At 41.9% G+C, this 26310-nt stretch carries 21 protein-coding genes, 1 tRNA gene and 3 rRNA genes; 7 read left to right on the top strand and 18 right to left on the bottom strand.

Going from position 1 to position 26310, the window contains the following annotated elements; all coding sequences use genetic code 11:
- Positions 1-138: 138 nt before the first annotated feature.
- The 9 genes from PF027_RS08245 to nspC all read right to left on the bottom strand — a co-directional run bounded on the left by PF027_RS08245 (position 139) and on the right by nspC (position 10735).
- Entirely contained in the window at positions 139-582 is a 444-nt protein-coding gene (locus PF027_RS08245; RefSeq protein WP_442867872.1) for a ComEA family DNA-binding protein, read from the bottom strand.
- Between the two features lie 275 nt (positions 583-857).
- A 5S ribosomal RNA gene (gene rrf, locus PF027_RS02555) occupies positions 858-976 on the bottom strand.
- Positions 977-1257: 281 nt separating this feature from the next.
- Positions 1258-4162: ribosomal RNA gene (locus PF027_RS02550) — 23S ribosomal RNA — on the bottom strand.
- Between the two features lie 610 nt (positions 4163-4772).
- A tRNA-Ala gene (locus PF027_RS02545) sits at positions 4773-4848 on the bottom strand.
- Positions 4849-5062: 214 nt separating this feature from the next.
- Positions 5063-6573, bottom strand: a 16S ribosomal RNA gene (locus PF027_RS02540).
- Together the 16S, 23S and 5S rRNA genes with 1 tRNA gene alongside form the textbook arrangement of a ribosomal RNA operon.
- A gap of 299 nt (positions 6574-6872) precedes the next feature.
- On the bottom strand, positions 6873-7898 hold the full coding sequence (gene selD / locus PF027_RS02535; RefSeq protein ID WP_270872341.1) for a selenide, water dikinase SelD: 1026 nt from the start codon (positions 7896-7898) through the stop codon (positions 6873-6875).
- Complete coding sequence (yedF, locus tag PF027_RS02530) at positions 7895-8491, bottom strand: sulfurtransferase-like selenium metabolism protein YedF (RefSeq protein WP_270872340.1); 597 nt, start codon at positions 8489-8491, stop codon at positions 7895-7897. The genes selD and yedF overlap by 4 nt, the downstream gene beginning before the upstream one ends.
- A gap of 64 nt (positions 8492-8555) precedes the next feature.
- The gene (locus PF027_RS02525) at positions 8556-9509 is read right to left on the bottom strand and encodes a formate dehydrogenase subunit gamma (RefSeq protein ID WP_270872339.1); all 954 of its coding nucleotides are present in this window, start codon (positions 9507-9509) and stop codon (positions 8556-8558) included.
- Between the two features lie 68 nt (positions 9510-9577).
- Positions 9578-10735 carry a carboxynorspermidine decarboxylase gene (gene nspC, locus PF027_RS02520; protein ID WP_270872338.1) on the bottom strand — a complete coding sequence of 386 codons (1158 nt, stop codon included), beginning with the start codon at positions 10733-10735 and terminating at the stop codon, positions 9578-9580.
- An 86-nt stretch (positions 10736-10821) separates the two neighbouring features.
- Between nspC and PF027_RS02515 the strand changes: the two genes are divergently transcribed.
- Positions 10822-11043 carry a MoaD/ThiS family protein gene (locus PF027_RS02515; protein ID WP_270858133.1) on the top strand — a complete coding sequence of 74 codons (222 nt, stop codon included), beginning with the start codon at positions 10822-10824 and terminating at the stop codon, positions 11041-11043.
- A 1-nt stretch (position 11044) separates the two neighbouring features.
- Positions 11045-11497: a molybdopterin synthase catalytic subunit gene (locus tag PF027_RS02510; protein WP_270872337.1), complete on the top strand. Its 453-nt coding sequence runs from the start codon at positions 11045-11047 to the stop codon at positions 11495-11497.
- 35 nt (positions 11498-11532) lie between these two features.
- Here the strand turns inward: PF027_RS02510 and PF027_RS02505 are convergent, their stop codons facing one another.
- From PF027_RS02505 to PF027_RS02475, 7 genes are all read right to left on the bottom strand, one after another.
- Positions 11533-12018: a DUF2628 domain-containing protein gene (locus tag PF027_RS02505; protein WP_270872336.1), complete on the bottom strand. Its 486-nt coding sequence runs from the start codon at positions 12016-12018 to the stop codon at positions 11533-11535.
- A gap of 66 nt (positions 12019-12084) precedes the next feature.
- Positions 12085-13884, bottom strand: a complete 1800-nt coding sequence (locus tag PF027_RS02500; RefSeq protein WP_270872335.1) for a hypothetical protein — start codon at positions 13882-13884, stop codon at positions 12085-12087.
- Between the two features lie 68 nt (positions 13885-13952).
- Complete coding sequence (locus PF027_RS02495; protein ID WP_270858136.1) at positions 13953-14588, bottom strand: protein-L-isoaspartate(D-aspartate) O-methyltransferase; 636 nt, start codon at positions 14586-14588, stop codon at positions 13953-13955.
- A 152-nt stretch (positions 14589-14740) separates the two neighbouring features.
- Complete coding sequence (locus PF027_RS02490) at positions 14741-15763, bottom strand: ribonucleotide-diphosphate reductase subunit beta (protein WP_270858137.1); 1023 nt, start codon at positions 15761-15763, stop codon at positions 14741-14743.
- A 49-nt stretch (positions 15764-15812) separates the two neighbouring features.
- Positions 15813-16493 (bottom strand): anaerobic ribonucleoside-triphosphate reductase activating protein, encoded by a 681-nt coding sequence (locus PF027_RS02485; RefSeq protein WP_270872334.1) that lies wholly within the window; start codon positions 16491-16493, stop codon positions 15813-15815.
- 57 nt (positions 16494-16550) lie between these two features.
- Positions 16551-16715: an anaerobic ribonucleoside-triphosphate reductase gene (gene nrdD, locus PF027_RS02480; RefSeq protein ID WP_270858139.1), complete on the bottom strand. Its 165-nt coding sequence runs from the start codon at positions 16713-16715 to the stop codon at positions 16551-16553.
- Between the two features lie 34 nt (positions 16716-16749).
- On the bottom strand, positions 16750-18849 hold the full coding sequence (locus PF027_RS02475) for a ribonucleoside triphosphate reductase (RefSeq protein WP_270872333.1): 2100 nt from the start codon (positions 18847-18849) through the stop codon (positions 16750-16752).
- A 151-nt stretch (positions 18850-19000) separates the two neighbouring features.
- Here PF027_RS02475 and PF027_RS02470 point away from each other — a divergent pair, with 151 nt between their 5' ends.
- The 3 genes from PF027_RS02470 (at position 19001) to PF027_RS02460 (ending at position 21310) form a co-directional block, all read left to right on the top strand.
- Positions 19001-19531 (top strand): hypothetical protein, encoded by a 531-nt coding sequence (locus tag PF027_RS02470; RefSeq protein ID WP_270872332.1) that lies wholly within the window; start codon positions 19001-19003, stop codon positions 19529-19531.
- A gap of 66 nt (positions 19532-19597) precedes the next feature.
- Positions 19598-19810 (top strand): 30S ribosomal protein S21, encoded by a 213-nt coding sequence (gene rpsU / locus PF027_RS02465; protein ID WP_270858142.1) that lies wholly within the window; start codon positions 19598-19600, stop codon positions 19808-19810.
- Between the two features lie 135 nt (positions 19811-19945).
- Positions 19946-21310: a sodium-dependent transporter gene (locus PF027_RS02460; protein ID WP_270872331.1), complete on the top strand. Its 1365-nt coding sequence runs from the start codon at positions 19946-19948 to the stop codon at positions 21308-21310.
- 524 nt (positions 21311-21834) lie between these two features.
- Here the strand turns inward: PF027_RS02460 and PF027_RS02455 are convergent.
- On the bottom strand, positions 21835-22587 hold the full coding sequence (locus PF027_RS02455; RefSeq protein ID WP_270868674.1) for a sulfite exporter TauE/SafE family protein: 753 nt from the start codon (positions 22585-22587) through the stop codon (positions 21835-21837).
- A 9-nt stretch (positions 22588-22596) separates the two neighbouring features.
- Positions 22597-23349, bottom strand: a complete 753-nt coding sequence (locus tag PF027_RS02450; RefSeq protein ID WP_270877339.1) for a YaaA family protein — start codon at positions 23347-23349, stop codon at positions 22597-22599.
- A 70-nt stretch (positions 23350-23419) separates the two neighbouring features.
- Here PF027_RS02450 and PF027_RS02445 point away from each other — a divergent pair, with 70 nt between their 5' ends.
- Positions 23420-24694: an anthranilate synthase component I family protein gene (locus tag PF027_RS02445; protein WP_270877338.1), complete on the top strand. Its 1275-nt coding sequence runs from the start codon at positions 23420-23422 to the stop codon at positions 24692-24694.
- Positions 24691-26292, top strand: coding sequence for an anthranilate phosphoribosyltransferase (gene trpD / locus PF027_RS02440; protein ID WP_270877337.1), 1602 nt, complete (start codon positions 24691-24693; stop codon positions 26290-26292). Before PF027_RS02445 ends, trpD begins: the two co-directional genes overlap by 4 nt.
- The last annotated feature ends 18 nt before the right edge of the window (positions 26293-26310 follow it).

Raw genomic sequence — 26310 nt, 5'->3', positions numbered from 1 at the left:
AGCATATCGGGGCAGTATTTAGAATGTGGTAAATTTGCGAATTTTAAAATTTCAAGCTATGGGCTAAATTTAAAATTTAACCCATAGCCTAAATTTGGAAATTTGAGAATTTTGTGGAATTTATGAATTTTAAATTTCTTACTCACTCACAGCTTTTTTGATTTTTTTGGCTTCATCTGCCGTATCTTTTGCTTTTTTGGCTTTTTTGGCTGTATCAGTGCTCGCGGCCTTGTCTTTTAGATCAACGATTTCTTTTTTTACCTTTTTATCGGCTTTTTTTGTGGCTTTTTCTTTTTCTTTTTTAGCGGCAGATTTTAGATCGCTAGTGTCCGTCTTGCCAGTGAGAGTTAGATCGTCCTTGATAGCTTCAAAGCGCTTCTCGCCGATACCTTTGATGTTTTTAATCTCGTCGATTGAGTTAAATTTATTGTTTTTTCTGTATTCGATGATAGCCTCAGCCTTGGCTTCACCGATGCCAGGAAGCGCCATTAGCTCGTCTTTTGTGGCGGTGTTTAGGTTAATCCCAGCGAAAGCTAGGCTTGCAAAGATTGCGGTTGTTGATAGGATTTTAAAGATTTTCATTTTTTCTCCTTTGGGTTAAATTTGAGAAATAATTCTAAATTTAAGCTACTTAAAATTTAATAATTTTTTTAAATTTTGATAAGAATAATTTAAAAATTTAGCGATAAAATTAAATTTGCAAAGTGAAATTTTAAATTTAAAGATAAAATTTATAGAATTTGGAATTTAAAATTTAAAAACTACAAGCAAAATTTTAAAAATTTCATTGTAATTGATTTAAAATTTGACTGACATAAAAATTTAATTGATTTAAAAAGCATAAAGAATAAAAACAAAGTCCGCAACGACCTACTTTCCCGACATCCGAGTAACGGAGAGTATCATCAGCCATGATGAGCTTAGCTTCTTGGTTCGGTATGGAGCAAGGCGTTTCCTCATCTGTATAGTCACGGACAGTGTTAATTAAAAAAATTATTTCGTCTTTTTTCGCTATGCTTCGTTAGATTTCACTTCGCACCGCAGTCACGAACCAAAGTTCGCTCCTTTGTGCTTGCTCATCTGCCTCGCCTAGCAAAAAAATACTTTATAATTTTAGAAATTGCAAATTCACAAATCCTAAATTATAAAATTTGATATTTTCTTAATTAACACTGTAAAAGTCATCAAGCCTAATAAAATATTTTACTATTATTGTTAAAGGATTTCTAATACCTTTAACAAGGAAGTAATGCTTAAAAAGATAAGCAAACGAGCTATTAGTACCGGTCAGCTAAATGACTTTCATCACTTACACATCCGGCCTATCAAACAGATAGTCTTTCTGAGCTCTTAAAAGAAGATTCATCTTGGAGTTGGCTTCGAGCTTAGATGCTTTCAGCTCTTATCACATCCCGGCTTAGCTACTGGGCGATGCTCTTGGCAGAACAACCCATACACCAGTGGCCAGTTCGACTCGGTCCTCTCGTACTAGAGTCAACTCTCCTCAATCTTCTTACGCCCACGGCAGATAGGGACCGAACTGTCTCACGACGTTCTGAACCCAGCTCGCGTACCGCTTTAAATGGCGAACAGCCATACCCTTGGGACCTGCTCCAGCCCCAGGATGCGATGAGCCGACATCGAGGTGCCAAACCTCCCCGTCGATGTGAGCTCTTGGGGGAGATCAGCCTGTTATCCCCGGGGTACCTTTTATCCTTTGAGCGATGGCCCTTCCACACAGAACCACCGGATCACTAAGACCGACTTTCGTCTCTGCTTGACTTGTGTGTCTCGCAGTTAAGCTGGCTTATGCCTTTATACTCTACAAGCGATTTCCAACCGCTTTGAGCCAACCTTTGTAAGCCTCCGTTACATTTTGGGAGGCGACCGCCCCAGTCAAACTACCCACCAGACATTGTCCTACCTAAGGATAACTTAGGCTAGTTAGCTACCCAAATAAAGAAGAGTGGTATCTCAACAATGGCTCACCATACACCGGAGTATATGGATCAAAGCCTCCCACCTATCCTGCGCATCTTTATCCAAGCAGCAGTGTCAAGCTATAGTAAAGGTCCACGGGGTCTTTCCGTCTTGCCGCGGGTAGGAGGAATTTTCACCTCCACTACAATTTCACTGGATCCCTCTTTGAGACAGCTCCCATCTCGTTACGCCATTCATGCAGGTCGGTATTTAACCGACAAGGAATTTCGCTACCTTAGGACCGTTATAGTTACGGCCGCCGTTTACTCGGGCTTCGATCAGATGCTTCGCAAAAGCTGACATCATCAATTAACCTTCGAGCACCGGGCAGGCGTCACACCCTATACATCCTCTTACGAGTTAGCAGAGTGCTGTGTTTATGGTAAACAGTCGGGAGGGACTCTTTGTTGTAACCTTCTTTGCTTACAGAGTAAATCCTTAACAAAGTTAGGCACACCTTATACCGAAGATACGGTGCTATTTTGCAGAGTTCCTTAAAGAGAGTTCTTCCACGCGCCTTAGAATACTCATCCCACCCACCTGTGTCGGTTTACGGTACGGGCAATATTAGCTAAACTTAGAAACTTTTCTTGGCTCGATAGTATCAAGGATTCTCAATCTACTCCGAAGAGCGTCAAGAGCCTTTAATGTCTCGGATAAAGAGTTACGGATTTGCCTATAACTCAACCTACACACTTAGACCAGCACTTCCATCAGCTGGCTCCCCTAACTTTAAGCGTCCTTCCATCGCACACTAATATTGGTATCGGAATATTAACCGATTTTCCATCGCATACCCCTTTCGGACTTTGCTTAGGACCCGACTAACCCTACGATGACGAGCATCGCGTAGGAAACCTTGGGTTTACGGCGAATATGATTCTCACATATTTTATCGCTACTCATGCCTGCATGCTCACTTCTATCCGCTCCACCACTCCTTGCCGGTATGGCTTCGACGCTGAATAGAACGCTCTCCTACCACTTGCACTAGGTGCAAATCTACGACTTCGGTACTTATTTTAGCCCCGTTATATTTTCCGCGCAGAATCACTAGACCAGTGAGCTATTACGCTATCTTTAAAGGATGGCTGCTTCTAAGCCAACCTCCTGGTTGTTTCAGTAACTCCACATCGTTTTCCACTTAAATAAGATTTAGGGACCTTAGTCGGTAGTCTGGGTTGTTCCCCTCTCGACGACGGATTTTATCACTCGCCGCCTGACTGCTGTGATTACATTATAAGTATTCGGAGTTTGATAGGGTTTGGTACATTGGTGTATGCCCTAGCCCATTCAGTGCTCTACCCCTTATAATTACGACACAACGCTATACCTCAATATATTTCGGAGAGAACCAGCTATCACGATGTTTGATTGGCCTTTCACCCCTATCCACAGGTCATCCGGAGCTTTTTCAACAGCCGTCGGTTGGGTCCTCCACCGGTTCTTACACCGGCTTCAACCTGCCCATGGATAGATCACATCGTTTCGGGTCTGCAGCATCTGACTAATCGCCCTATTAAGACTCGCTTTCGCTACGGCTCCGGGTTTCCTTAACCTCGCCAGATACCACAACTCGCAGGCTCATTATGCAAAAGGCAGTCCATCACCCTGATAAATCATAGGGCTCTGAATGATTGTAAGCAAACGGTTTCAGGTTCTATTTCACTCTGATCACCTCAGTTCTTTTCACCTTTCCCTCACGGTACTTGTGCACTATCGGTCTAGTAGTAGTATTTAGGGTTGGATAGTGGTCTACCCAGCTTCAGACAGGATTTCACGTGTCCCGCCCTACTCAGGATACTGCTAAGTAAAAAGGAGATTTCGCATACGGGATTATCACCCTCTATGATTAAACTTTCCAGTTTATTCTGCTATCTGCTTTTAGTCTTTATTGCAGTCCTACAACCCCACTAGCAAGCTAGTGGTTTGCCCTCTTACGCGTTCGCTCGCCGCTACTAGCGTAATCTCTTTTGATTTCTTTTCCTGAAGGTACTTAGATGTTTCAGTTCCCTTCGTTCGCCCCCGTAGGTAGTTAATATTACTATTAACTGGGTTGCCCCATTCGGAAATTCCCGGATCAAAGCCCCTTGACGGCTCCCCGAGACTTATCGCAGCCTGGCACGTCCTTCATCGCCTCTACTAGCCAAGGCATCCACCGTTTGCTCTTAGTAGCTTACCTTTTATTTTACTTCGCAGACCAGCAAAGCTGGTCTTTGCGACAAGGAGCTTCGCTCCCTTGACCCACCTAAAGTGAAAATTGCTTACGCAATTTTTGGGTTATGCTATCTAGCATAAAGGCAAATCATATAGTCGCTCTCATAGCGAAGTATTAGACTATGTTAATATTCTAATTTGCATTACTTCCTTGTTAAAGATAAAAGATTTAATTTATAAATTTTAAATTTGATAAATTGCTTTTACAATATTTAAATTTAAAACACCCAAGACGGAAAGCATTAACAACAACTAGATAAGTTTTAACTCTAATTGTTTGTGCCGTTAAACTTGATTTAGTAAATGTAAAATTTAAACTTTATGATTTAAATTTGAAGATTTAAATCTCAATCATTTAAATTTGGGATAACAAATTTACTAAATTTGCATTAGTGTCTAAATTTAAAGCTTTAACAAGATCCTGTAAAATCGTTTTTATTAAAACTTGATTGTGACTTTTAACAATGGTAAATTAAAGAACTTTAAGTCGTAAAAGACTTAAATAGAAAGTTTAAATTCGCAACTTCCTATTTAAGTCTTTAAAACTATCTTTTGATTTTAAATTTGAGATTAAATGGTGGAGAATAGCGGGATCGAACCGCTGACCTCCTGCGTGCAAAGCAGGCGCTCTCCCAGCTGAGCTAATTCCCCATCTTTTTCACTTCGCAAACTAGCAAAGCTAGTCTTTGCGAGCGGGAGCTACACTCCCTGCACCCACCTAAAGTTACAAAGATTTATTCAAAAGCTTCGCTTTTTCATAAATCATAAACTAAGGTATTTGCAAATCGTCAATCCCTCAAACCTAAACAAGGACGATTGAGTTTATGATGAATATCTTGTGAGAGAATATTCATTTGTACTCTAGAAAGGAGGTGATCCAACCGCAGGTTCTCCTACGGTTACCTTGTTACGACTTCACCCCAGTCGCTGATTCCACTGTGGACGGTAGCTAGTTTAGCATTCCGGCTTCGAGTGAAATCAACTCCCATGGTGTGACGGGCGGTGAGTACAAGACCCGGGAACGTATTCACCGTAGCATGGCTGATCTACGATTACTAGCGATTCCGGCTTCATGCTCTCGAGTTGCAGAGAACAATCCGAACTGGGACATATTTTATAGATTTGCTCCATCTCGCGATATTGCGTCTCATTGTATATGCCATTGTAGCACGTGTGTCGCCCTAGGCATAAGGGCCATGATGACTTGACGTCGTCCACACCTTCCTCCTCCTTACGAAGGCAGTCTATTTAGAGTGCTCGGCCGAACCGTTAGCAACTAAATACGTGGGTTGCGCTCGTTGCGGGACTTAACCCAACATCTCACGACACGAGCTGACGACAGCCGTGCAGCACCTGTCTCAACATTCTAGCAAGCTAGCACTCTCTTATCTCTAAGAGATTTGTTGGATATCAAGCCTAGGTAAGGTTCTTCGCGTATCTTCGAATTAAACCACATGCTCCACCGCTTGTGCGGGTCCCCGTCTATTCCTTTGAGTTTTAATCTTGCGACCGTACTCCCCAGGCGGTATACTTAATCCGTTAGGTGGATTACTGCCATGACTAGCATAGCAACAACCAGTATACATCGTTTAGGGCGTGGACTACCAGGGTATCTAATCCTGTTTGCTCCCCACGCTTTCACGCATTAGCGTCAGTTAAGTTCCAGTAGATCGCCTTCGCAATGGGTATTCTTCTTGATCTCTACGGATTTTACCCCTACACCAAGAATTCCATCTACCTCTCCCTTACTCTAGATTACCAGTTTCCCAAGCAGTTTAACGGTTAAGCCGTTAGATTTCACAAGAGACTTGATAATCCGCCTACGCGTCCTTTACGCCCAGTGATTCCGAGTAACGCTTGCACCCTCCGTATTACCGCGGCTGCTGGCACGGAGTTAGCCGGTGCTTATTCGTTAGGTACCGTCAGTGTTCTTCCCTAACAAAAGGAGTTTACGCTCCGAAAAGTGTCATCCTCCACGCGGCGTTGCTGCTTCAGGGTTTCCCCCATTGAGCAATATTCCCTACTGCTGCCTCCCGTAGGAGTCTGGACCGTGTCTCAGTTCCAGTGTGACTGATCATCCTCTCAGACCAGTTATGCGTCATAGCCTTGGTAAGCCATTACCTTACCAACTAGCTGATACAATATAGTCTCATCCTACACCGAAAAACTTTCCCGACTTAACTTGTGTTAAGAAGGAGTATGGAGTATTAGCAGTCATTTCTAACTGTTGTCCTCCAGTGTAGGGCAGATTAACTATACATTACTCACCCGTGCGCCACTAACTCATAAGAGCAAGCTCTTACTTGTCCGTTCGACTTGCATGTATTAGGCACGCCGCCAGCGTTCACTCTGAGCCAGGATCAAACTCTCCATAAAAAATGTATCAAAGATAAAAAGAAACTTTTTATCTTTTAAATTCAATTTATGAAGTTTTTAATCTAAAAACTTAATTGTTTGTAACTTTTAAATTTGACAATTATAAAAATTGTCTTTGGCTCAATCGATCACTTGTTTAGATTTCAAAGATTGACTAAAAGATAGTTTTTGACAATAATAAATAAAATAACACGCATTGGAAAATAACAGAAGTTAGATTTCAAAAACGAAAGTGGATTATATTCAAGGGTTGCTTAAAAAGAGATTAAATGGAGGGGGAATTTTTGAAATTTTAAAATTTAATCTTTAATCAAAATTTTATTTTCTGCCCGTTTTACGACGCGACCCACGATAGTGGCACTTTCATATCCTGCATTTTTTAAATTTCGCACCGCCTTAGCGACATCTTTTTCACTTATAGCGAGCAAAAGCCCGCCACTAGTTTGCGCATCGGCTAAAATCACTTGCGCTTCTTTATCGCAAAACGGAGCAATAAATTTTAAATTTCTATAACTTCCGCCAGGGATTAGCCCCTCATCTAGGCACTTTTGCACGCTTGCAAAAAGCGGAATTTCGCGCACGAAAATTTCAAAACTAATATTTTCATTTATCATTTCTAGCGCGTGTCCCAAAAGCCCAAAGCCCGTGATATCGGTCGCAGCGTGTATTTCTAGCCCACTAAGCGCACCAACAGCGTATGAATTTAGCCTAATCATACTTTCGATTGCGTCGCGAAATTCAGCGAATTTCAAAAATTTTGCCTTTATCGCCGTTGAGATTATGCCAGTGCCAATAGATTTTGTCAGCACGAGCAAATCCCCTTCACGCGCAGTGTTATTCGACCAAAATTTCCCCGGCTCAACCACGCCAGTAGCGCTTAATCCATAATAAATTTCTTTCGTTTTTATCGTGTGTCCGCCCACGAGCACGCCACCGCACTCGCTGATTTTGCTCTTGCCCCCAGCCAAAATTTCTTGCAAAATTTCATCACCAAAATGGCAATCATCAAATCCAACGATATTTAGAGCGTTTATCACTTTTGCGCCCATTGCGAAGATATCGCTGAGCGAATTTGCCGCGGCGATTTGGCCGAAAATGTATGGATCATCGACAATCGGCGTGATAAAATCGAGCGTCTGCACGAGCGCCAAGCTCTCGCTTATGCGAAAGACGCTTGCGTCCTCGTTGCTATCAATCGACGATAATAAATTTACATCGGGTGCGATTAGGCTTCCAAGATTTTTCGTTAGACCCGCCGGGTCCAGCTTGGCTGCTCAACCCGCTGCGCTGATAAATTTCGTAAGGTTAAAATCACGATAAATCATAGTTTTATAGCTTCGTATTTTGATAAAATTTCCATAATCTCATAAGCGTTTGAAATTTCGCCAAGGGCTAGGTCGCCGACTAATTTATAGCTTTCCAGACAGCTTCCGCAACTTAGTATTTCCACGCCTGCCTCGCTTAAATTTTTTAATGCTTCAAAGCTTGGGTGAGCGCGATTAGTGGTGATAAATACGGCGTTATTTACGCAAATGACTTTGGCTGGTTTTTGCTCTAAATTTAATAACGCGCCCAAAAATTTAGCCAAAAGCGCCTTGCCGACTGCGCCAGAACCGCAACTTTCTTCGTTTAAAAACACCACCTTTGGCTTAGCGAAATTTGGCGTATCGCAAAAAATATCGTCCAAACTCTCATCTTTTAGCTCATCGGTTTTGGTAAGCGAAATCGTGGCTTCACCGCCATTTTCGCTGATTTGCGCGTCAAATCCGTTTTTTTGCAAAAATCGTTTTATGTTTTCTTTGGGTGCGATATCATTAACCAAAATTTCCAAATTTTCGCCGATTTTTAGCGAATTTAGGGCTTTTTTGGTAAGCAAAAGTGGCTCGGGACACGATAAATTTCGACAATCTAGTTGCAAATTAAATCCTTAAAAAAATATCTTTGACACGCAAAGCTAGCGAGGAAATATCCTCGCTTAAATTTTATAAACGAGGATATTTTTCCTCAAACTGCGATTTTGCCACGCTTCCTTTATCCAAAAGCTCGCGATACCAGTAGTGGTGAAGCACATAAACTTCCTCTTCTGGTTTGTGTCCATCTATCATAGAGTGTATCGCTCCGCTGATCGCAAACACGGTCATATAGATATGCACGCACAAAAACACAGCGCAAACTGCGCCAAGCACATTATGCACGATAACACTAGCACGCAAAACCTCGATTTGGCTCACGCCACCAAGTGCGCTATTTACCGCAGGCGCGCTGTAATCCAAAAAATACATTGACGCACCAGTGGCTATCATCACCATACCGCCCACAGTCGCTATCCAAAACCACGCCTTTTGGCCAGCGTTAAATTTACCAGCAGGGATTGCGCGCTTGTTTTTGCTAAGATATCCACCCATGATAATCATCCATTTAATATCATAAAAGCGCGGCAGCATACGCCAAAACCACAAAACAAACATCGGAATCACAGCGATTGCAAATGCGATAGTGGCGATTCCATGGGCGTTTTTACAAAACCTCACGAAGCTTCCCCCGCCAAAACTCTCGCCAAACATCATTATTAGACCAGTTGGCACCAAAATCGCCCACGAGCTAGCCGCGACGAAGTGAAAACATCGCTCAAAAAGGGTAAATGCAAGCACAGGCTTGCCAGCGTGGTGGTCGAAGTGTTTCGCCCCTACAATCAAATAATGTCCCAAAAACGAGAGTATCACCGCAAGGCTAGCCCCCAAGGCCAACCACGCAAAAAATCCCGAACTTTGAAGTTGCACAAAAAGTGGCGCTAGTCCGTCTTCGTATAAATTTATGTTTTCTAGTCGGGCTTTCCCCCACACATTATTCCCACTAGTTTGCACAACCTGTGCATATGGTCGGTCCTCGGCATACGCGCCCAAACAGGCGCAAAGCACACAAAAGAACTTCTTCATATATTTCCTTGACACAAAAATTTAGGGATTATAGCGTTTTAAGCCAAATTATGGCTTAGAAAATTTTATTAGTTTCTTCGCCTAAATTCCTCATAACCAAACTCTATCATATCCTCGACATTTCCGCTCTCATCTACCATTACCAAATTTGGCAATTTTATGCCGTTAAAGGTCGTGTTTTTGACTATCGTGTAGTGGATTTGATCTTCAAATATCACCCTATCGCCGATTTGCAAAGGTTTGTCAAATTTATACTCTGGCTCACCTGCTTCCAAGCCTACAATATCGCCAGCTAGGCAGGTATTTCCACCGAAACGATAGATGAATTTGCCCTCTTTGCTCTCGCCACGCACCGCAGGGCGATATGGCATAAGCACGGTATCTGGCATGTGCGCCTCAGCCGAAGTATCCAAAATCGCGATATTTGCGTCGTTTTCGACGATATCAAGCACGCTAGCAACCAGGTATCCGCACTCCCAGCCCACAGCCTCTCCCGGCTCTAAAAACACCTCCACGCCGTATTTTTCACGGAATTTTTTGATTAAGCTAATTAGCAATTCGACATTGTATCCCTCGCGCGTGATATGGTGTCCGCCACCGAAATTTAGCCATTTAATCACACCAAAATATTTGTTAAATTTCGCCTCAAACGCCTCTAAAACGCGCTTTAAATTCTCCGCACCCTCCTCGCAAAGTGCATGAAAATGAAATCCACTAATCCCCTCTAAAAACCCGCTCTCCTCGCTAATAGCGCGCTCTAACGCCCCAAGCGTCATACCAAGGCGGCTAAATTTACCGCACGGATTGTAAGCGTCTTTGGGCGCAAAAGAAGTTTGTGGATTTAGGCGAAGCCCACATTGCACGCCCGCACTCGTCGCCTGCGCGCGGTATTTTCGCCACTGAGAGGCGCTATTGAAAACCACATGATCGCTAAGGGATAAAATTTCAGCCATATCGCACTCTTGAAAAGCTGGCGAGTATGTATGCACCTGCGCGCCCGCTCCAAGCATTTGCCTAGCGAATTTCGCCTCGTGCAAGCCGCTGCAAGTAGCCCCGGAAAGGTATTTTTTCACCAAAGGCATACCAAGGCTAAACGCAAAGCCCTTTAACGCACACAAAACCACTGCCCCGCTTCGCTCCCCCACGCTTTGCAAAAGGGCTAAATTTGCCCGCAATTTCGATTTTTCGCACACATACGCTGGGGTTTGAATTTCATCAATTTTCATAAAAATCCTTTTGTAAAATTTTTTAATTATATAAAATTTTATAAAATTTTGGCTAAAATCGCCGAATTTTAAATCAAAGGAAAGATATGGTAGAAGTGGAATTTTTAGGTCCAATCGGCAAAGAGCCGATGAAATTTGACGCCAAAACGCTAAGCGAAGTAAAAGAGATTTTAAGCAAAGATAGCTCGCTAAAAGAGTGGCTATCTAGCTGCGCCGTGGCGGTAAATGACAAAATGGTCTATGAGCTAAATACCGCGCTTAAAGACGGCGATAAAATCAGCCTTTTGCCGCCAGTTTGTGGGGGTTGAGATGAAATTTGCTGGCAATTTTTCTTTGCACGATGGTGCGCTTGATATCCCTGCGATTTCGAATTCATGGTATGAGCGTTACAAAGGCGCAAACTGCGGTGCGCTGATTACTTTTATCGGCATTGTGCGCGATGAAGACGGCATTAGCGGACTTAGTTTTGATATATACGAGCCGATTTTGCGCTCGTGGTTTCAATCGTGGCAAACAAAGGCGCAACAATCTGGCGCGCAGGTCTTTTTCGCGCACTCAAAAGGCGATGTGAGCGTGCATGAAAGCTCATATATCGCGGGCGTGCTAAGCCCACAGCGCAAGGTCGCTCTTGCTTTGATAAACGATTTTGTCGAGGATTTTAAGGCAAATGCGCCGATTTGGAAATATGATTTGATAAAAGGAGAGCGAATTTACGCCGCCTCTCGCTCACAAAAACTACGCGGCGCAGGTATTTTGGGGTGAAATTTGCAAATTTCACTCTTTGACATAACGCAAATTTACCTACTATTGACTACACTCCAATACGCAAGCAACGAAAGCACCACAAATAAAACATAAGCGAAATAATTCACCCCGCCTTTTTTGACCAAAATTTCATCATCTTGCATTTCTAGAAATTTTAAAAATCTTTTGCAAACTAAATATCTACCAAATATAGCACACAATGCAGATGTACCTGTGGCAATCGCTCTATCCGCTCTTGTATCTAAATCTGGAAAAATAATATTAATCAAAAAATTACAAACAAAAATAACTCCTGCTAACCAGTAAATTTTTCGATAAACCAAAAAGAAAATATTCCCAAAAAATCCCCACCAGCTAAAAACATTAGCAAATTCCAATTTTTCGCCCTTCCCTGCTACGAAAAAATTTTCACAATCTTTTGCATAAAGTTCGACTTTACTTGGCGTTTTTATATATAATGCTAATTTTTCTCTGAGTAATTTTGGGTCGTTAAATACTTCCTTTGCATAATCCGTCATAAATTTCCTTTTAAAAATTTGATAAAATTTTCGCCGAATTTATTATAAATTCGGCGAGAGTGTAAGTTAAAATTTAAACACATCTTTTGCAGATGAAATTTGTTTTGCCATTGCAATATCGATTTTTTGGTAACCGCATTTAAAAATCGGCTCCAAAACCTCGGTAAAAAAGGCGTTTAAGCCCTCTTGGGTAATCTGCTCGTTGCTAGCATACCTTGCTAGCCCCATAAAAATACCATGTCCGATTTCGTTGCCAAAGCGCGCTTCCTTGCCCATGAAATCGTTTAGCGCGTGGCACACAGCCACTGTGGCTTTGGCGTTAGCGACATGGTTGTCGTTTAAAAAGTCTTCGAGCACGCCATAATCGCACTCGCATTTGATCCAGCGAAATGCTTTCGCGCTGGACGGGGAAATTTGGGTGTCATTGACATTTGCTGCGCAGATGATAAAGAGGTTTTTTGGCACGGCGAAATAGGATTTATTATCTTTCACGATCACGCTGAATTTTTCCATTTCCGCCTCATCGAGGGTGTCGATGAAGTGCGAATTTTTGGTGCGGATGATAGAGAGCGGGTCATTTTCGTCGTATCTGCGTTCCAAAAGCGCAATGCTCTCGCCAAAAATTTCATCGAAATTTCCGCTATCAATGGAATCGATTATCAAATAATACTCGCCTTTTGGATCTTTTAGCGCCTTTTTGCAAAGTGCCTTAAATTCGCCATTTACTAGCTTACCAGCCACGAAACCATCGATAAAATCGCTATATGAGAAGCTCTCGTGGAAGCTAAGGTAGCAAAAATGGCTTGGGGCAAGCTTTTTATCCTTGATTAATGCGCGAATTCTTCTAGTTTTTCCTGAGCCGATTGCGCCGAAAAATATCGTATTTTTGGCGACTTCTTCGCTTTTGTAATTTTGCAAATACTCGAAAAATAGCGAAGCATAAACCGGTTTGGCGTTATATGGAGCTTGGGCAGGGTATGGTTCAAACTCGCTCATAAATTTCGCGCTAGCCTCGTAAAAATCGGAGAAATTCTCGATTTGCATGGCGTAGAGCGAATTTAGCAAATTCACGCTTTCGTTTGTGTATAAAAATGTCGGAAGCTCATCATTAGCCTGCGTGAAAATACTAGCTAGCAAGTAGAGTTTTTCCGAGCTGGCCTGCTCCAAGTCCGCGCCCGCACCCACGCCTAAATTCAGCGAACCCTCGTCGCCTAAATAATGCTCTAATAAGAAAAAATTGTCCGCCTTCATCGTGGCTTTTAAAAACTCAATTACGACAAAAGGCTGATTATGCAAGCAAATATCAAAAAATTCGCTGGCTAAATTCGCGTCAATGCTGATAAATAGCCTATACATCGTGTCGTAAAAATTTATGATTTTTTGCTTAAATTCGTTTCGTTGAAGGCGTTCTTGCGTCGCCATATTGAAATTTTTGATTATATTTTCTATGAAAATGTAGAGTGAGACGACATCTTTATCCTCACCGCTAAGCACGCTCTCGACGCTAGTCGCGGCTGTTTTTGGGAAAAGATCTTTTTTGGCTGCGATACGGTCTTTGAAGACAAAATCGTAATAAAACGCGCCGATATTCGCGTCAAAAAACTGCTCCATAAAAAAATACTCAGCATGCGGGAATTTCTCGCCGAAGCTTAAAATTTTGTCGCTTCTTAAATTTCCGTCGCTGAAATTTATGTATAAATTCGACAAAAAATCGCTCTCAAAATCATCGAAACTATTTAAATTGTGCTTTAAAGTTTGCAAATGTTTTGAAATGGCTAGGTGTTTTTTGACCCAATACTGGTTTTTGCTATGATTTTTCCAATCGCTAGCAAGCGCGGTAATTTGCTCTTTTGTAAAATCTTGCATGGACTTTTCCTTTTAAGATAAATAAAACCTCGCAAGATACCCAAATTTAAATAAATAATAAATAAAACTTATTGTATGCCCGAGATTAACGGGACAAATTCACACGCACCCAAATTTTCTTGGCTTATCTCGCTAGGCGAAATTTTATGAAATTTGATGATATATTGCGCTCCGCCCTCACTCATGGGAGCCACCAAAATACCGCCGATTTTAAGCTGAGCGAAGAGCCTGTCGCTAATTTTGGACGCGCAGGCTGAGAGCAGGATCCTATCATAAGGCGCAAACTCGCGCCAACCCACATTGCCATCATCGTGGCGGAGATTTATGTTGCGAATACCCAAATTTGCGAAGTGTTTTTTCGCCTCGCCCACTAGCCTCTCCACGCGCTCCACGGCAAAAACCCTACGCACCATATATGCCAAAATCGCAGACTGATACCCGCTCCCACAGCCGATTTCTAGGACATTTTCTACGCTCTCATCAATGTCAAGCGCCATACTCATTCTAGCCACAGTTAGCGGAGAGCTAATCCACTGAGACGCCAAAATCGGTTGCGCATTTAGGCTAAACGCATGCGCGCTAAATGGGGCAAACTCGCTACGAGATACGCTTTTTAATGCGTCATAAAGCGCTGGCGAAATAGCGATTTTATCAGCGATTTCCTCCGCCATTTTTTCGCAACGAAGTTTTTCTAAACTATCCAAAATTTCTCTCCATAAAATTAAAATAGCAAGTTATTTTTAAAGAGCTATTTTTGAGGTATTTTCGCGGTTGCGACGGAAATTTTGTGCGAGGCTAGACATGAAGTCTGCCAAAGCGCAAAATTTGCAAGCTCCGCGAAAATAACCAAAAAAGCCTAAAAATCGTCGAAACTTAAACTTCCTTTTGAATAATTCGTAACCTTACTTTCAAAGAAATTTGACTTTTGATCGTTAAATTTAGAGAAATCATCGACCCATTTTATCGGGTGAGAGGCGCCGTATTTTTTCTCTAAACCAATCGCAAGCAATCGTTGATCGACTAGGTAGTGTATGTATTCTTCGATGATATCGTCTGTAAAGCCCATGATTTGGTTATCTGTGATATATTTGCCCCATTTGATTTCCAAATTTCCAGCTGTTTCGAACATCTCATAAATTTTGCTGATATTTTTCTCGTGGAAAAGGTCAGCTCGTTCTTTGCGCACTGAATTTATCATGTTTTGGAAAAGCAATAGATGCGTGATTTCATCTCTTTGGATAAATCTAATCATCTGCGCTGAGCCAAGCATTTTGCCAGCGCGTGCCAAGGCATAAATCGAAGTAAATCCGCTGTAAAAATAAATGCCCTCTAAAATTTGATTCGCAACCATTGCTAACAGCAGTTTATCGTCCGTAACCTCGCCTGCTAGCTCCTCATACACGCTCGAAATATAGGCGTTTTTCTCGCGCAAAACATCATCGTGCTTTTCCATTTCATAAATCAAATCGGTATTTTCGCAAATCGCCTCGACCATTACCGCGTAACTTTTGCTGTGATTTGCCTCTTCGTAAGCTTGGCGAGCTAGCACAGCGTTGATTTCAGGGGCTGTTATATAAGGATTTATGTTATCAGCTAGATTGTTTGTCTGGAAGCTATCCATGGAGATTAGCTGGCTCCATACCAAATCATACATACGCTTTTCGGCGGTTGTGAGATTGAAGTTATAATCCCTCACATCATCAGTCGTATCGACCTCTTTTGGAAACCAGGTGTTTGCCTCCATAATGTCCCAGAGTTTGAGCGCCCATTGGTATTTTGCCTTGGTGAAATTTAGTATTCCGTGCGGATTGCCGTTAAAGACCTTGCGATTGGTGAGAGTTTCGTCTGAAAAGGGGTTGTAGATTTTTTTTCTATCCATAATTTTGCCTTTTTTTGAAATTTAACTCGCAATTCTAGCAAAATACAAATTAGAAATTTCTAAGAGAGATTTTTAGAGGCGAGATTATCTTAGAGGGATCGAAATTTTGCTTTGGCGCGCCAAGACCGCCCAAATTTTCGCCAGTATCAAGAAAATTTTGCAAAAAATACTCGCCCGTGTATCCTTGCTCGTGCAAAATTTGCGCCATTTGCGAAATGTCGCTTTCACTTAAAAGATCGCTATGCACGGTAGTTCGCACCTCAAAAGCAAAATTTATGGATAATAAAAATTTCAAAGTTTGAAGGAATTTTTCGTAGAAATTTGATTTTGTAATAAAGCTAAATTTAGCCTCATGCGCCTTAAAATCAAGCGAAATAAAATCGACTAAGCCCAAATTTACGGCGTTTTGTATGATTTGTGGATTTGAGCCGTTTGTGTCGATTTTGACCTCAAAGCCCAAATTTTTCGTTTTTTGCAAAATTTGCATAAATCCCCTAGCGCAGGTGCATTCGCCCCCACTAAACACCACGGCTTCTAGCTTGCCTACGCGCGAACGCAAAAACGCAAATAGCTCATCTTCGCTGATTTTGCCCTCGCCACGCACGACGCTCGGGTTATAGCAATACCGGCATCGCATATTACACCCCGCAAACCACACAATAGCCGAGAGCCGCTCAGGAAAATCTGTCATCGTAAATGGCGTGATATGGTAAATTTGAGAATTTTGCATAATTGTGAATTTTAAAATTTAGCCAAATTTAAACACGCTAAATTTGGCTAAATTTGACTATTTTTCTTCGAATTTTACCTTATTTTCGTCGAAAAACACTCTCTCTTTGTGTTCGCCCTTTTTGCCTACATTGAAGCTCTCCACAGGGCGCAAATACCCCATTACACGGGTATAAACTACACACTTTGTGCGTTTTTTTTCTAACTCTTTTGGGAATTCCATTTTCTCTCCTTATTTAAATTTCAAATTTCAAATTTCAAGCACCCTTGCTCTCATACTCCGCCATTAACTCAGCGTCGCATTTCGGGCAGTATTCGTGCTCGCCTGCGATATATCCATGCTTCGTGCAGACGCTAAATACAGGCGAAATCGTAATATATGGGAGTTTGTAGTTGCTAATGACATTTTTGATAAATTTCTTGCACGCCGTGCCTGAACTAATTCGCTCTTTCATATACAAATGAAGCACCGTGCCCCCTGTATAGCTACTTTGTAGCTCATCTTGCATATCCAGTGCCGCAAACGGATCGTCGCTAAAACTTGCTGGGACTTGGGTAGAGTTTGTGTAGTAGATATTTTCGCCAAAGCCCGCTTGTATGATATCTGGGTAGCGTTTTTTATCCTCTTTGGCAAAGCGATATGTGGTGCCTTCCGCTGGCGTTGCTTCGAGGTTGTATAGATTTCCTGTGTTTTCTTGGAAAAGGCGAATTTTATGGCGCAAATACTCGATCAATTCTAGCGCAAATTCACGGCCAAATTTGGTCGTAATGTCCTCTTTATCATCTGTGAAATTTCTAATCATTTCGTTTGCGCCGTTAATGCCAATGGTGCTAAAATGGTTGTTAAAGCCCGGTAAATAGCGCTTGGTGTATGGATACAACCCGCGTTCGAACATTTCCTTGACAAACACACGCTTTTTCTCCAAAGTGCTTTTTGCTAACTGCAAAAGCGTTTCAAGCCTCGCGTAAAGCGCCTCTTTATCGCCTTTGTAAAGGTATCCAAGGCGGGCTAAATTTATCGTTACCACGCCAATACTTCCAGTCATCTCAGCACTGCCAAAAAGCCCGCCACCACGCTTTAAAAGCTCTCTTAAATCTAGTTGCAGTCTGCAACACATCGAGCGAACTGCACCTGGTTTATAGGCTTTTGGATTTTCGACTTTGTTGCCGTTTTCGTCCGTAATATACTGGCTTCCGACGAAATTTTGAAAATAGCTTGATCCGATTTTGGCTGTGTTTTCAAACACTGCATTTGCCGCGTCGCTGTCCCAGTCGAAATCCTGAGTGATATTTACGGTAGGAATCGGGAAGGTAAATGGCTGACCGCATTTATCGCCCGCTGTCAAAACCTCGTAAAATGCGATAACAATCCGCCTCATCTCCGGCTCAAAATCGCCGTAAGTAAGCTCGATAAGTGAGTTTTTGCCACGCTCTTTTGCCCTTTGCAATAGCTCCTCATCATCGATTCCCTCAAAAAGATGGTGTTGGTTTGAGGTAGGGATTTGCGCCTTTAAATCCTCTGGGCAGGTCATATCAATCGTAACATTTGTAAATGGGCTCTGACCCCAGCGCGCTGGGACATTTAGGTTATAAACGAAGCTTGTGATTGCCTTTTTGATCTCTTTGTTGCTTAATTTATCCTTAAAAACATAAGGGGCAAGATAGGTATCAAAGCTAGAAAATGCCTGCGCTCCCGCCCACTCGCTTTGCAAAATTCCTAAGAAATTCGCCATTTGATGAAGTGCCTCTCTAAAATGCTTCGGAGCCTTGCTCTCTACGCGACCCCTAACGCCATTAAATCCCTCGTCCAAAAGCACTCTTAGGCTCCAACCAGCGCAGTATGCGGTGAGGCAATCCAAATCGTGGATATGATAATCGCCGTTTCTGTGCGCCGCCCCCTCTTCGCGCGAATACACCTTGTCTAGCCAGTAATTTGCGATGACCTTGCCAGCGGTGTTGTTGATCAATCCTGCGTTTGAATAGCTTGTGTTTGAGTTGGCTAAAATTCGCCAATCTGATTTGCCGATATATTCATTGACGGTTTGGGTGCAGTTTATGTAGGTGGTATCTTCTTCTAGCCCATAGACATGCTCTCTTTGCATTTTGTGCGTGTGGCGATATATCATAAAGCTTTTTAAAACATCGAAATTTCCGCTTTCAAACAGCTTTTTTTCTATTATGTCTTGGACATCTTCGACGCTTAGGCTATCTTTGAAAACAATCGTTTTTAGGACATTTTCGAAGACTTTTTCATCAAAATTTGCGCCCACACTCTCATAGGCTTTTTTGATAGCGTCTTTTATTTTGTAATCATGAAATTCTTGGAAACTTCCGTCGCGTTTGATGATTTTTTTCACTTGTATCCCCTTAAAATAAAAAGCGAAATTATAACGCGAAAAAGTAAAATTTCACTTAGATTATCACAGAATTTTAACTTAAAAAATCAAGCTAAATTTTATCTTATATCGTTATAATTTAGGGGTTTGAATTTTTGATTAGGGAGCTTGTATGCAAAATTTTAAAATTCTAATTTTGGCTGTGATTAGCGCGCTTTGTCTAAGCGGTTGTATCGCACAAAAAACTAGCTCAAACTCGCCTAGTTCTAGCAGTTCCAAGAATTTTAGCAAGGGCTCAATTTCAAGCAAAACTCTACAAAAATTAGCCGATGATAGCACCAAAAATTTACTAAGCAAAAACAAATTTCCTAAACAAAAAAACCGCTTTTCGATTGTCGGCATAAGCGAAGTTGATTGCGAAAAAACCTGCGATTTCGACCGCGACTTTTTGCGAAAGAAAATCAAAGTCGCCCTACTTCACTCTGGTCGTGTGGTCGTCATCGACGCGCCAAGCGATGATGAGTTTGTATTTAGCAACAAAGGGATTAAAAAAGACGATAGCGCACACGCAAACTCCATTTATGCACCTGATTTTATACTCATACCAAAAATTAAAAAAGAAGCAAATGGGCGAAATTACGAGCTTAGCTTAAGAGATGCAAACAAAAAAAGTGAAATTTGGCATTATAAAAAAGCAATCTAATACCAAAATTTAAGCTTATTTTGGCTAAAATCACGGCTTAATTTTTTTCGAAAGGTGGTGAGGAGCGTGCCAGGAGTTAAGGTACATCCGAACGAATCATTTGATGAAGCTTACAGACGCTTCAAAAAACAGACAGATCGTAACCTTATCGTTACCGAAGTCCGTGCTAGAAAGTATTTCGAGCCTATGACTGAGATCCGCAAAAAACAAAAAATTGCGGCTCGCAAAAAAATGCTTAAAAGACTTTACACACTTCGCAGATACGAATCTCGTTTGTAATTCTCGGGCGAATTTCGCCCGAATTTCTCTCTTAAATTTTCGCTTAACCGAATTTTAAATCTTAATCAAAATTTAAATTAATTAAATTTTAAATTTGCTATAATCCCTGAATTTTTTCGCAAAAAGGAAACCATAATGAGCAAAAATAAAATTTTTTCATCTCGTTGGGCTTTTATTTTAGCCTGTGTCGGCTCGGCTGTGGGCATGGCCAATGTCTGGGGCTTCCCGTATAAACTCGGTGCCAACGGCGGTGGCGCGTTTTTACTCATTTACATTTTTTTCATCGCACTTTTTGCCTATGTCGCGCTCTCAGCCGAATACGCTATCGGCAGACGGGCTAAAACCGGCACTCTTGGCTCTTATGAGCTTGCGTGGAAATCGCGAAATTTAGGCTTCATTGGCAAAATTTTAGGCTGGCTTCCACTAGCAGGGTCGATGTGTATCGCTATCGGATACGCCGTCATCATTGCTTATGTGCTAAAAGCCCTATTTCAGGCACTTAATGGCTCACTTATGAGCGTGGATACATCGACTTGGTTTGGCTCGTTTGCCTTCACGCCATATTCTGTGGTGCCATTTCATTTCATTATCGTTGCTGGCACGCTTTTTAGCATATTTTTAGGCGCGAAAAGTATCGAGCGCACAAACAAAATTATGATGCCACTATTTTTCGTGCTTTTTGCCATTTTAGCGGTGCGCGTGGCACTTTTAGACGGAGCTGGGGCTGGATATAAATTTATGTTTAGCGCGGATTGGAGCAAACTAAGCGATGCCAATGTCTGGATCACAGCCATGGGACAAGCGCTCTTTTCGCTCTCTATCACAGGCTCAGGAATGCTCGTATATGGCGCGTATTTGCACAAAGACGAGGATATCGTCGATGCGGCGAAAAAAACCGCATTTTTCGACACAATCGCTGCTTTTGTGGCGGCTTTGGTGATGATACCTGCGCTTTTTGCTTACGGCGAGGACCAAACAGCGGGCCCTGGACTGCTTTTCGTAACGCTGCCAAAAATTTTGCAAGACATGCCAGGTGGCGGAATTTTTGCGATTATTTTATTTACGGCGGTGATTTTTGGCGGAATTTCATCGCTTCAAAACATGTTCGAAGCCGTAACCGAGTCGCTTTTGCATAAATTTCCAAACTTAAATAGGGCTTTGGTTTTGGTGATTTTGTGTGTGGTCTGCTTCGGAATCGGCGTAAATATGGAGACAATCGCGCCAAGCGACACAAACCCAGCGACCACATTTTACGAAGTTCATCTACACAACTGGGGTCCGTGGATGGATCTAGTATCTATCTATATAATCCCAATCGGCGCGGTTTTGGGCGCGATTTCGTGGTTTTGGATTTTGCGCAAGGACGAGCTTTTGGACGAAATCAACACAGGCTCGGCTAAAACATACTCAAACGCCTGGTATTATATCGGCAAATTTATCTATGTGCCAATCGTGCTTGTTTTGTGCGGTATCGCATTGATAAACAAAGTCGCGTTTTAGGTAAAATTTGAAAATTTAGCGCAAATTTTGCGCTAAATTTCGCTATCGCAAATTTCAAATACTGCGCCCGAAATTTTTCAAATTTTGTTTTTACAATACAGTGGCGAAATTTTGCTTGATTTGTCATTGCGAGAAATGCGAAGCATTTCAATAAAAATAAAATCAGCTAAATTTTAAAAAGCAACGCTTTTTAAAATTTAGCCACTTCTAAGGTTTTACAGGGGTGGGGGTTGGTAAGGGGGAGGGTAGCGTCTCCTAAAAAGCGCGCCCTCCCCCTTACGAGAAAAGCAAAATTTCGCCTAAAATTTACAAAATCGTTCAATGCAAAATTTAAGTAGAATTTTGCTTTAAATTTTACTAGATTGCTTCGCTTTGCTCGCAATGATAAATTAAGCAAAATTTACGCAAAATCAAAAAGCGAAATTTGAAAAAATTTCGGCGCAGTATTTTGGAGCTTGCGGCAACGAAATTTTAAAATTTCAAACCATTAGCAAAATTTCGCCAAATTTTAAAATTTCGAAATTTTACAAAATCCCAAAATCAACCCCGAGCGTCTTTTTAAGGGCTAACAAAAACATCACCACATACATCACCAAAAGGCATTTTTTCTGCGTGCTTTTAGCCACTTTGTGCGAAATCTTCGTGCCAAAATACACGCCCACAAGGCCGCCAAGCCCCATTAATACGCCCTCTAAATACTGCACATTGCCATTATACGCCATGCTTAAAAATCCGCTAAACGAGCTAAAAATCACGAAAAATAGCCCCATAGAAACAGCTTTTTTGATATCCACGCCAAGGAAACCGACCAAAATCGGCGTTAAGAAAATCGCCCCGCCAACGCCCATGCTAATGGCGATTGCGCCGATTGCAAAGCCCACGGCAAAAAGCAAAATTTTGGCTGGTTCTTTGGGCGCAGTGTTTTCGACATTTGTCATCAAAACTCTGCAAAACGCGATTGTCAAAGTCAGCAAAAGTCCGATTTCTAGGACGATTGAAGCCACATTTGCGACGATAAAGCCAGAAAGCGACGCGCCACAAAGTCCGCCAAGCCCCACAATTACGCCACTATCGAGGCGGAGTTTGCCTGCTTTGTAGTTTAGATACGACCCAAAAATCGCGCTAAAAAGCATTTGCAAAATCGAAATCCCCACGGCTTCTTTGATATCGTATCCTAGCGCCATCATTATCGGCACGACGATTGTGCCGCCACCAATGCCGAAAAACCCAGAAATACAACCTACCAAAATCCCTAAAAATGGTATTATAAAAAGCATTTTCTCCCCTTAGTTTTCGCAAATTTCCAAAACTATCTCTTTTTTGAGTGAAATTTCTCTGATTTCGGCTAATTTTACACCACTAAAATTTAAATTTAAAATTTCCCGCTCGGTTTTGGCTAAATTTCGTGCGATTTCGCGCAATACTTTCCCGCGATACGCCTTAGCATAATGGCTTACGACCTTGCCATTTTTGATAAATTTAAAGCTTAGATGCGGGACTTTTAACTCGTAAAATTTCTCATAAAACCCAGCGCGCAGATCCACCACGCACTCGCCATTTTCTATTTCACACTCCAAAATTTCATCTATTTTCGCGCTAAAATTTTCCCTATAAATTTTTGGCAAATCAAGCCCAGAAAATTTCTCGCCTTGTTTAAGCTTATATTCAGGGAGCTGGTCGCGCCCCGAAATCGGCCCAAAAAGATTTGAAAAAATTATCACATTGGCGCCCAAAAATTCGCGCGCAGTATTTTCAAGCTTAGCGTAAGCTAGCGCCTCATACGCCACGCCAGTGTAACGCTCCAACGCGCTCACACAGCCTTTTTTAAAGATACTCTCCCGCAATCCATCATCAATTTCTTTAAGCCCAAAAAGTTTGCAAAGCGCGCCCAACTCGGCATTTGCGACAAATTTTGCATACTCTTTGACAGCGTTTGCCCTCACCCCACTCTCATCGCAAAATTCGAAATTTGACAAATCCAAAATTTTATCCGAGCCGATTTTCGACTTCATTTCGCTTGGCGAAAACAAAACTTTCATCACAATCCTTATACAAAATTTAAGCCCATTTTACTATAATTTAAGTTACAAAAAAATACAAAGAGGGCGTATGTTTTTAAAAGATCCGATTTTTTATTTCAAAAATATTTTATCTAGGTTTCCAAACTCCTATCTCGCCGAAGACGGCGGGCAGATCATCATCGGCATTGACTGCGAATATTTACAAGGCGATGACCTTGATAAACTCAAATTTGCTTTGCAAAACACCACGCAAATTTGCGAATTTGCAGGGCTTTTTGGAGTGCTAAGCTACGAAGCAGTTTATAAATTTGAACGCTTGGGAGATATTAAGCCATGCCTTTACGACTTTCCGACATATTTTTACGCGAACGCAAGGGCGTATCTGCACTACGACAAACAAAGCAAAATTTACAGCTTTTATGGCGAAGGAAAATATTTTGAAAATTTGGAAAATTCAGATTTTGGGGATACTGCGCCGAAATTTGGGGGCGAGAAATTTTATAAAATCAAAACCGATTTAAACGCCGAAAAAAGCGACGCCGAGCGTATTTTTAAAAAAGCAAAAGAGTATATCAAAAGTGGCGATATTTTTCAGGTCGTGCCGTCTCAAACACTGCAAATTTACTCAAATTTAGACCCTTTGGAGTTTTATGAAATTTTAAAACGCCAAAATCCAAGCCACTATATGTATTTTTTCCCGACACCTTACGGCGTGGTTGCGGGGAGTTCGCCTGAACTCGTGCTTCAAATCAGAAATAACGAAATTTTTGTCGCTCCCATAGCAGGAACTAGGCCACGCGGTAAGGACGCAAATGAAGATGAAGCCCTAAAAAATGAGTTACTTGGCGATGAAAAAGAGATGAGCGAACACAAAATGCTAGTTGATTTGGCACGAAACGACATTGGCAAATTTGCCAAAAAAGGAAGCGTGAAAGTGCGAAATTTAGCCCATGTGCAGTTTTTTGAAAGCGTTATGCATATCGTCAGCGATGTGCGTGGCATAAAAGATGAAAGCAAGGATAATTTTGATGTTTTGGGTGTGGTTTTTCCTGCCGGCACACTTAGCGGAAGCCCAAAAATTCGCGCTATGCAAATTATAAACGAATTAGAAAGCCACGCGCGCGGGATTTATGGTGGCGGGATTGGCTTTTGGCATTTTAACGGCGATTTGCAAATGGCGATTTTAATCCGTTCTGCGATTTTCGTGCGCGACAGGGCAAACCCCGAATTTAGCGATATTTTCGTGGGAGCAGGATATGGGCAGGTGTTTGATAGTGTGTTTGAAAACGAATACGCCGAAATCTGCAACAAACGCAAATCTTGCCTAAAAATTTTTGAAAAAACTTGCAAGGAAATGCAATGATTTTAATGATTGATAACTACGATAGTTTCGTATTTAACATATATCAATATGTGCTTGAAACTACTGACGAAGAGATAGTTTGCAAACGAAATGACGAAATAACGCTTGAAGCGGTGAAATTTTTAAACCCTAGCAAAATCATACTAAGCCCGGGTCCAAAGCACCCAAAAGACAGCGGAATTTGCCTAGAAATTTTAAAGGCAAATTTGGGAATTCCCATTTTAGGCGTGTGTTTGGGACACCAAGCCATAGGATTAAGCTTTGGCGCGAAAATCAAAACGCTAGAAGTGCCAAAACACGGCAAAACTAGCGAAATTAGCGTAGTGGGCGAAAATGCAGTTTTGGCAGGCTTGCCTAGCAAATTTGAAGTTATGCGCTATCACTCGCTTTATGTAGATGAGTTGCCCCCGTGCTTGGAGATTTCAGCCGTGAGCGAAGACGGCGTCATAATGGCGATGAAGCACAAAGAACGCGAAATTTACGGCATTCAGTTTCACCCTGAGAGCTATTTCACGCAGTATGGCAAAAAAATCATTGAAAATTTTGTAAATTTAAACAAACCAAAAACACAGGAGAAAAAAATGAGCAATTTCGCCCCGTTTATGATAAAGCTACAAAAGGGCTTCCCGCTCGAAGGCGGCGATTATGAAGAGATTTTTAGTGCCGTTATGGCAAAGGATTATGACATAGTGCAACTGGCTGGTTTGCTCGTGCTAATTAGCGAAAAATCGCTCTACCCAGATAGCCTAAGTGCGCTTGTGCGAAGCGTTTTGAAATACTCCAAAACTTACAGCGACGAAAGAGCTATGCTTGACATCGTCGGCACCGGCGGAGACGCGCTAAAAACGATAAATATCTCCACAACCTGCGCGTTTATACTCGCTTCTCTTGGCGTCAGGGTCGGCAAACACGGTAACAGCGCAGTATCAAGCAAGAGCGGATCGAGCAATATCTTTGAAGCTTTGGGAGTGCCGTTAAATAGCGATCTTGGCGAACTTAGAGCGCTTATGGATAAGACAAATTTGGCGTTTTTCCACGCGCCGTTTTTTCACAAGGTTACAGCCGAAGTCAAAGAAGCGCGAACTCGCCTTAAAATCGGCACTTTCTTTAATATTTTAGGACCTTTGCTAAATCCAAATTTGACCCTTTCAAATCAAGTCGTAGGCAACTACCACGAAGAAGTAAATGAGCTAATAGCGCAAACCTTGCAAAAACTAGGTCGAAAGCACGCCCTAGTCGTGCATGGCATGGACGGCATGGACGAGATCACGCTATGCGACGAGACGCTCGTGCATGAAGTGCGGGGCGAGAAAATCATCGAGTATAAAATCACGCCTGAGCAATTTGGCTTTAACCGCGCCTTTCACACCGACATCGAAGGCGGAGATAGCAAATTTAATGCTGAAATTTTTAAAAGCACGATTAAAGGCGAGTTAAAAGGACCTAAACGCGACATTGTCGTGCTAAATGCGATGTTTGCTTTGTATGCGGCTGACTTTGCCAAAAGCCCAACCGAGGCCAAAGAGATAATCGAAAATGCCCTTGATAGCGGCAAAGTGTGGGGATTTTATCAAAATTATATTAAGAATTTTGAGTAGAAATTTTAAAATTTATTA

The organism is Campylobacter sp. VBCF_01 NA2, assembly GCF_027797205.1.
In the GTDB taxonomy this organism is placed as follows: Bacteria; Campylobacterota; Campylobacteria; order Campylobacterales; family Campylobacteraceae; genus Campylobacter_B.
The sequence above is the reverse complement of the archived record's forward strand: the minus strand, read 5'-3'. Positions and strand labels throughout refer to the sequence as shown.

What these genes read in the sequence shown, in the direction of transcription:
- PF027_RS02490 (WP_270858137.1), bottom strand. Translation starts at nt 15,763, where the DNA reads ATGGATAGAAAAAAAATCTACAACCCCTTTTCAGACGAAACTCTCACC.
- PF027_RS02445 (WP_270877338.1), top strand. Translation starts at nt 23,420, where the DNA reads ATGTTTTTAAAAGATCCGATTTTTTATTTCAAAAATATTTTATCTAGG.
- nspC (WP_270872338.1), bottom strand. Translation starts at nt 10,735, where the DNA reads ATGAAAATTGATGAAATTCAAACCCCAGCGTATGTGTGCGAAAAATCG.
- PF027_RS02450 (WP_270877339.1), bottom strand. Translation starts at nt 23,349, where the DNA reads ATGAAAGTTTTGTTTTCGCCAAGCGAAATGAAGTCGAAAATCGGCTCG.
- PF027_RS02460 (WP_270872331.1), top strand. Translation starts at nt 19,946, where the DNA reads ATGAGCAAAAATAAAATTTTTTCATCTCGTTGGGCTTTTATTTTAGCC.
- PF027_RS02500 (WP_270872335.1), bottom strand. Translation starts at nt 13,884, where the DNA reads ATGCAAGATTTTACAAAAGAGCAAATTACCGCGCTTGCTAGCGATTGG.
- trpD (WP_270877337.1), top strand. Translation starts at nt 24,691, where the DNA reads ATGATTTTAATGATTGATAACTACGATAGTTTCGTATTTAACATATAT.
- nrdD (WP_270858139.1), bottom strand. Translation starts at nt 16,715, where the DNA reads ATGGAATTCCCAAAAGAGTTAGAAAAAAAACGCACAAAGTGTGTAGTT.
- PF027_RS02510 (WP_270872337.1), top strand. Translation starts at nt 11,045, where the DNA reads ATGAAATTTGCTGGCAATTTTTCTTTGCACGATGGTGCGCTTGATATC.
- PF027_RS08245 (WP_442867872.1), bottom strand. Translation starts at nt 582, where the DNA reads ATGAAAATCTTTAAAATCCTATCAACAACCGCAATCTTTGCAAGCCTA.
- PF027_RS02470 (WP_270872332.1), top strand. Translation starts at nt 19,001, where the DNA reads ATGCAAAATTTTAAAATTCTAATTTTGGCTGTGATTAGCGCGCTTTGT.
- PF027_RS02505 (WP_270872336.1), bottom strand. Translation starts at nt 12,018, where the DNA reads ATGACGGATTATGCAAAGGAAGTATTTAACGACCCAAAATTACTCAGA.
- PF027_RS02515 (WP_270858133.1), top strand. Translation starts at nt 10,822, where the DNA reads ATGGTAGAAGTGGAATTTTTAGGTCCAATCGGCAAAGAGCCGATGAAA.
- PF027_RS02455 (WP_270868674.1), bottom strand. Translation starts at nt 22,587, where the DNA reads ATGCTTTTTATAATACCATTTTTAGGGATTTTGGTAGGTTGTATTTCT.
- PF027_RS02485 (WP_270872334.1), bottom strand. Translation starts at nt 16,493, where the DNA reads ATGCAAAATTCTCAAATTTACCATATCACGCCATTTACGATGACAGAT.
- PF027_RS02525 (WP_270872339.1), bottom strand. Translation starts at nt 9,509, where the DNA reads ATGAAGAAGTTCTTTTGTGTGCTTTGCGCCTGTTTGGGCGCGTATGCC.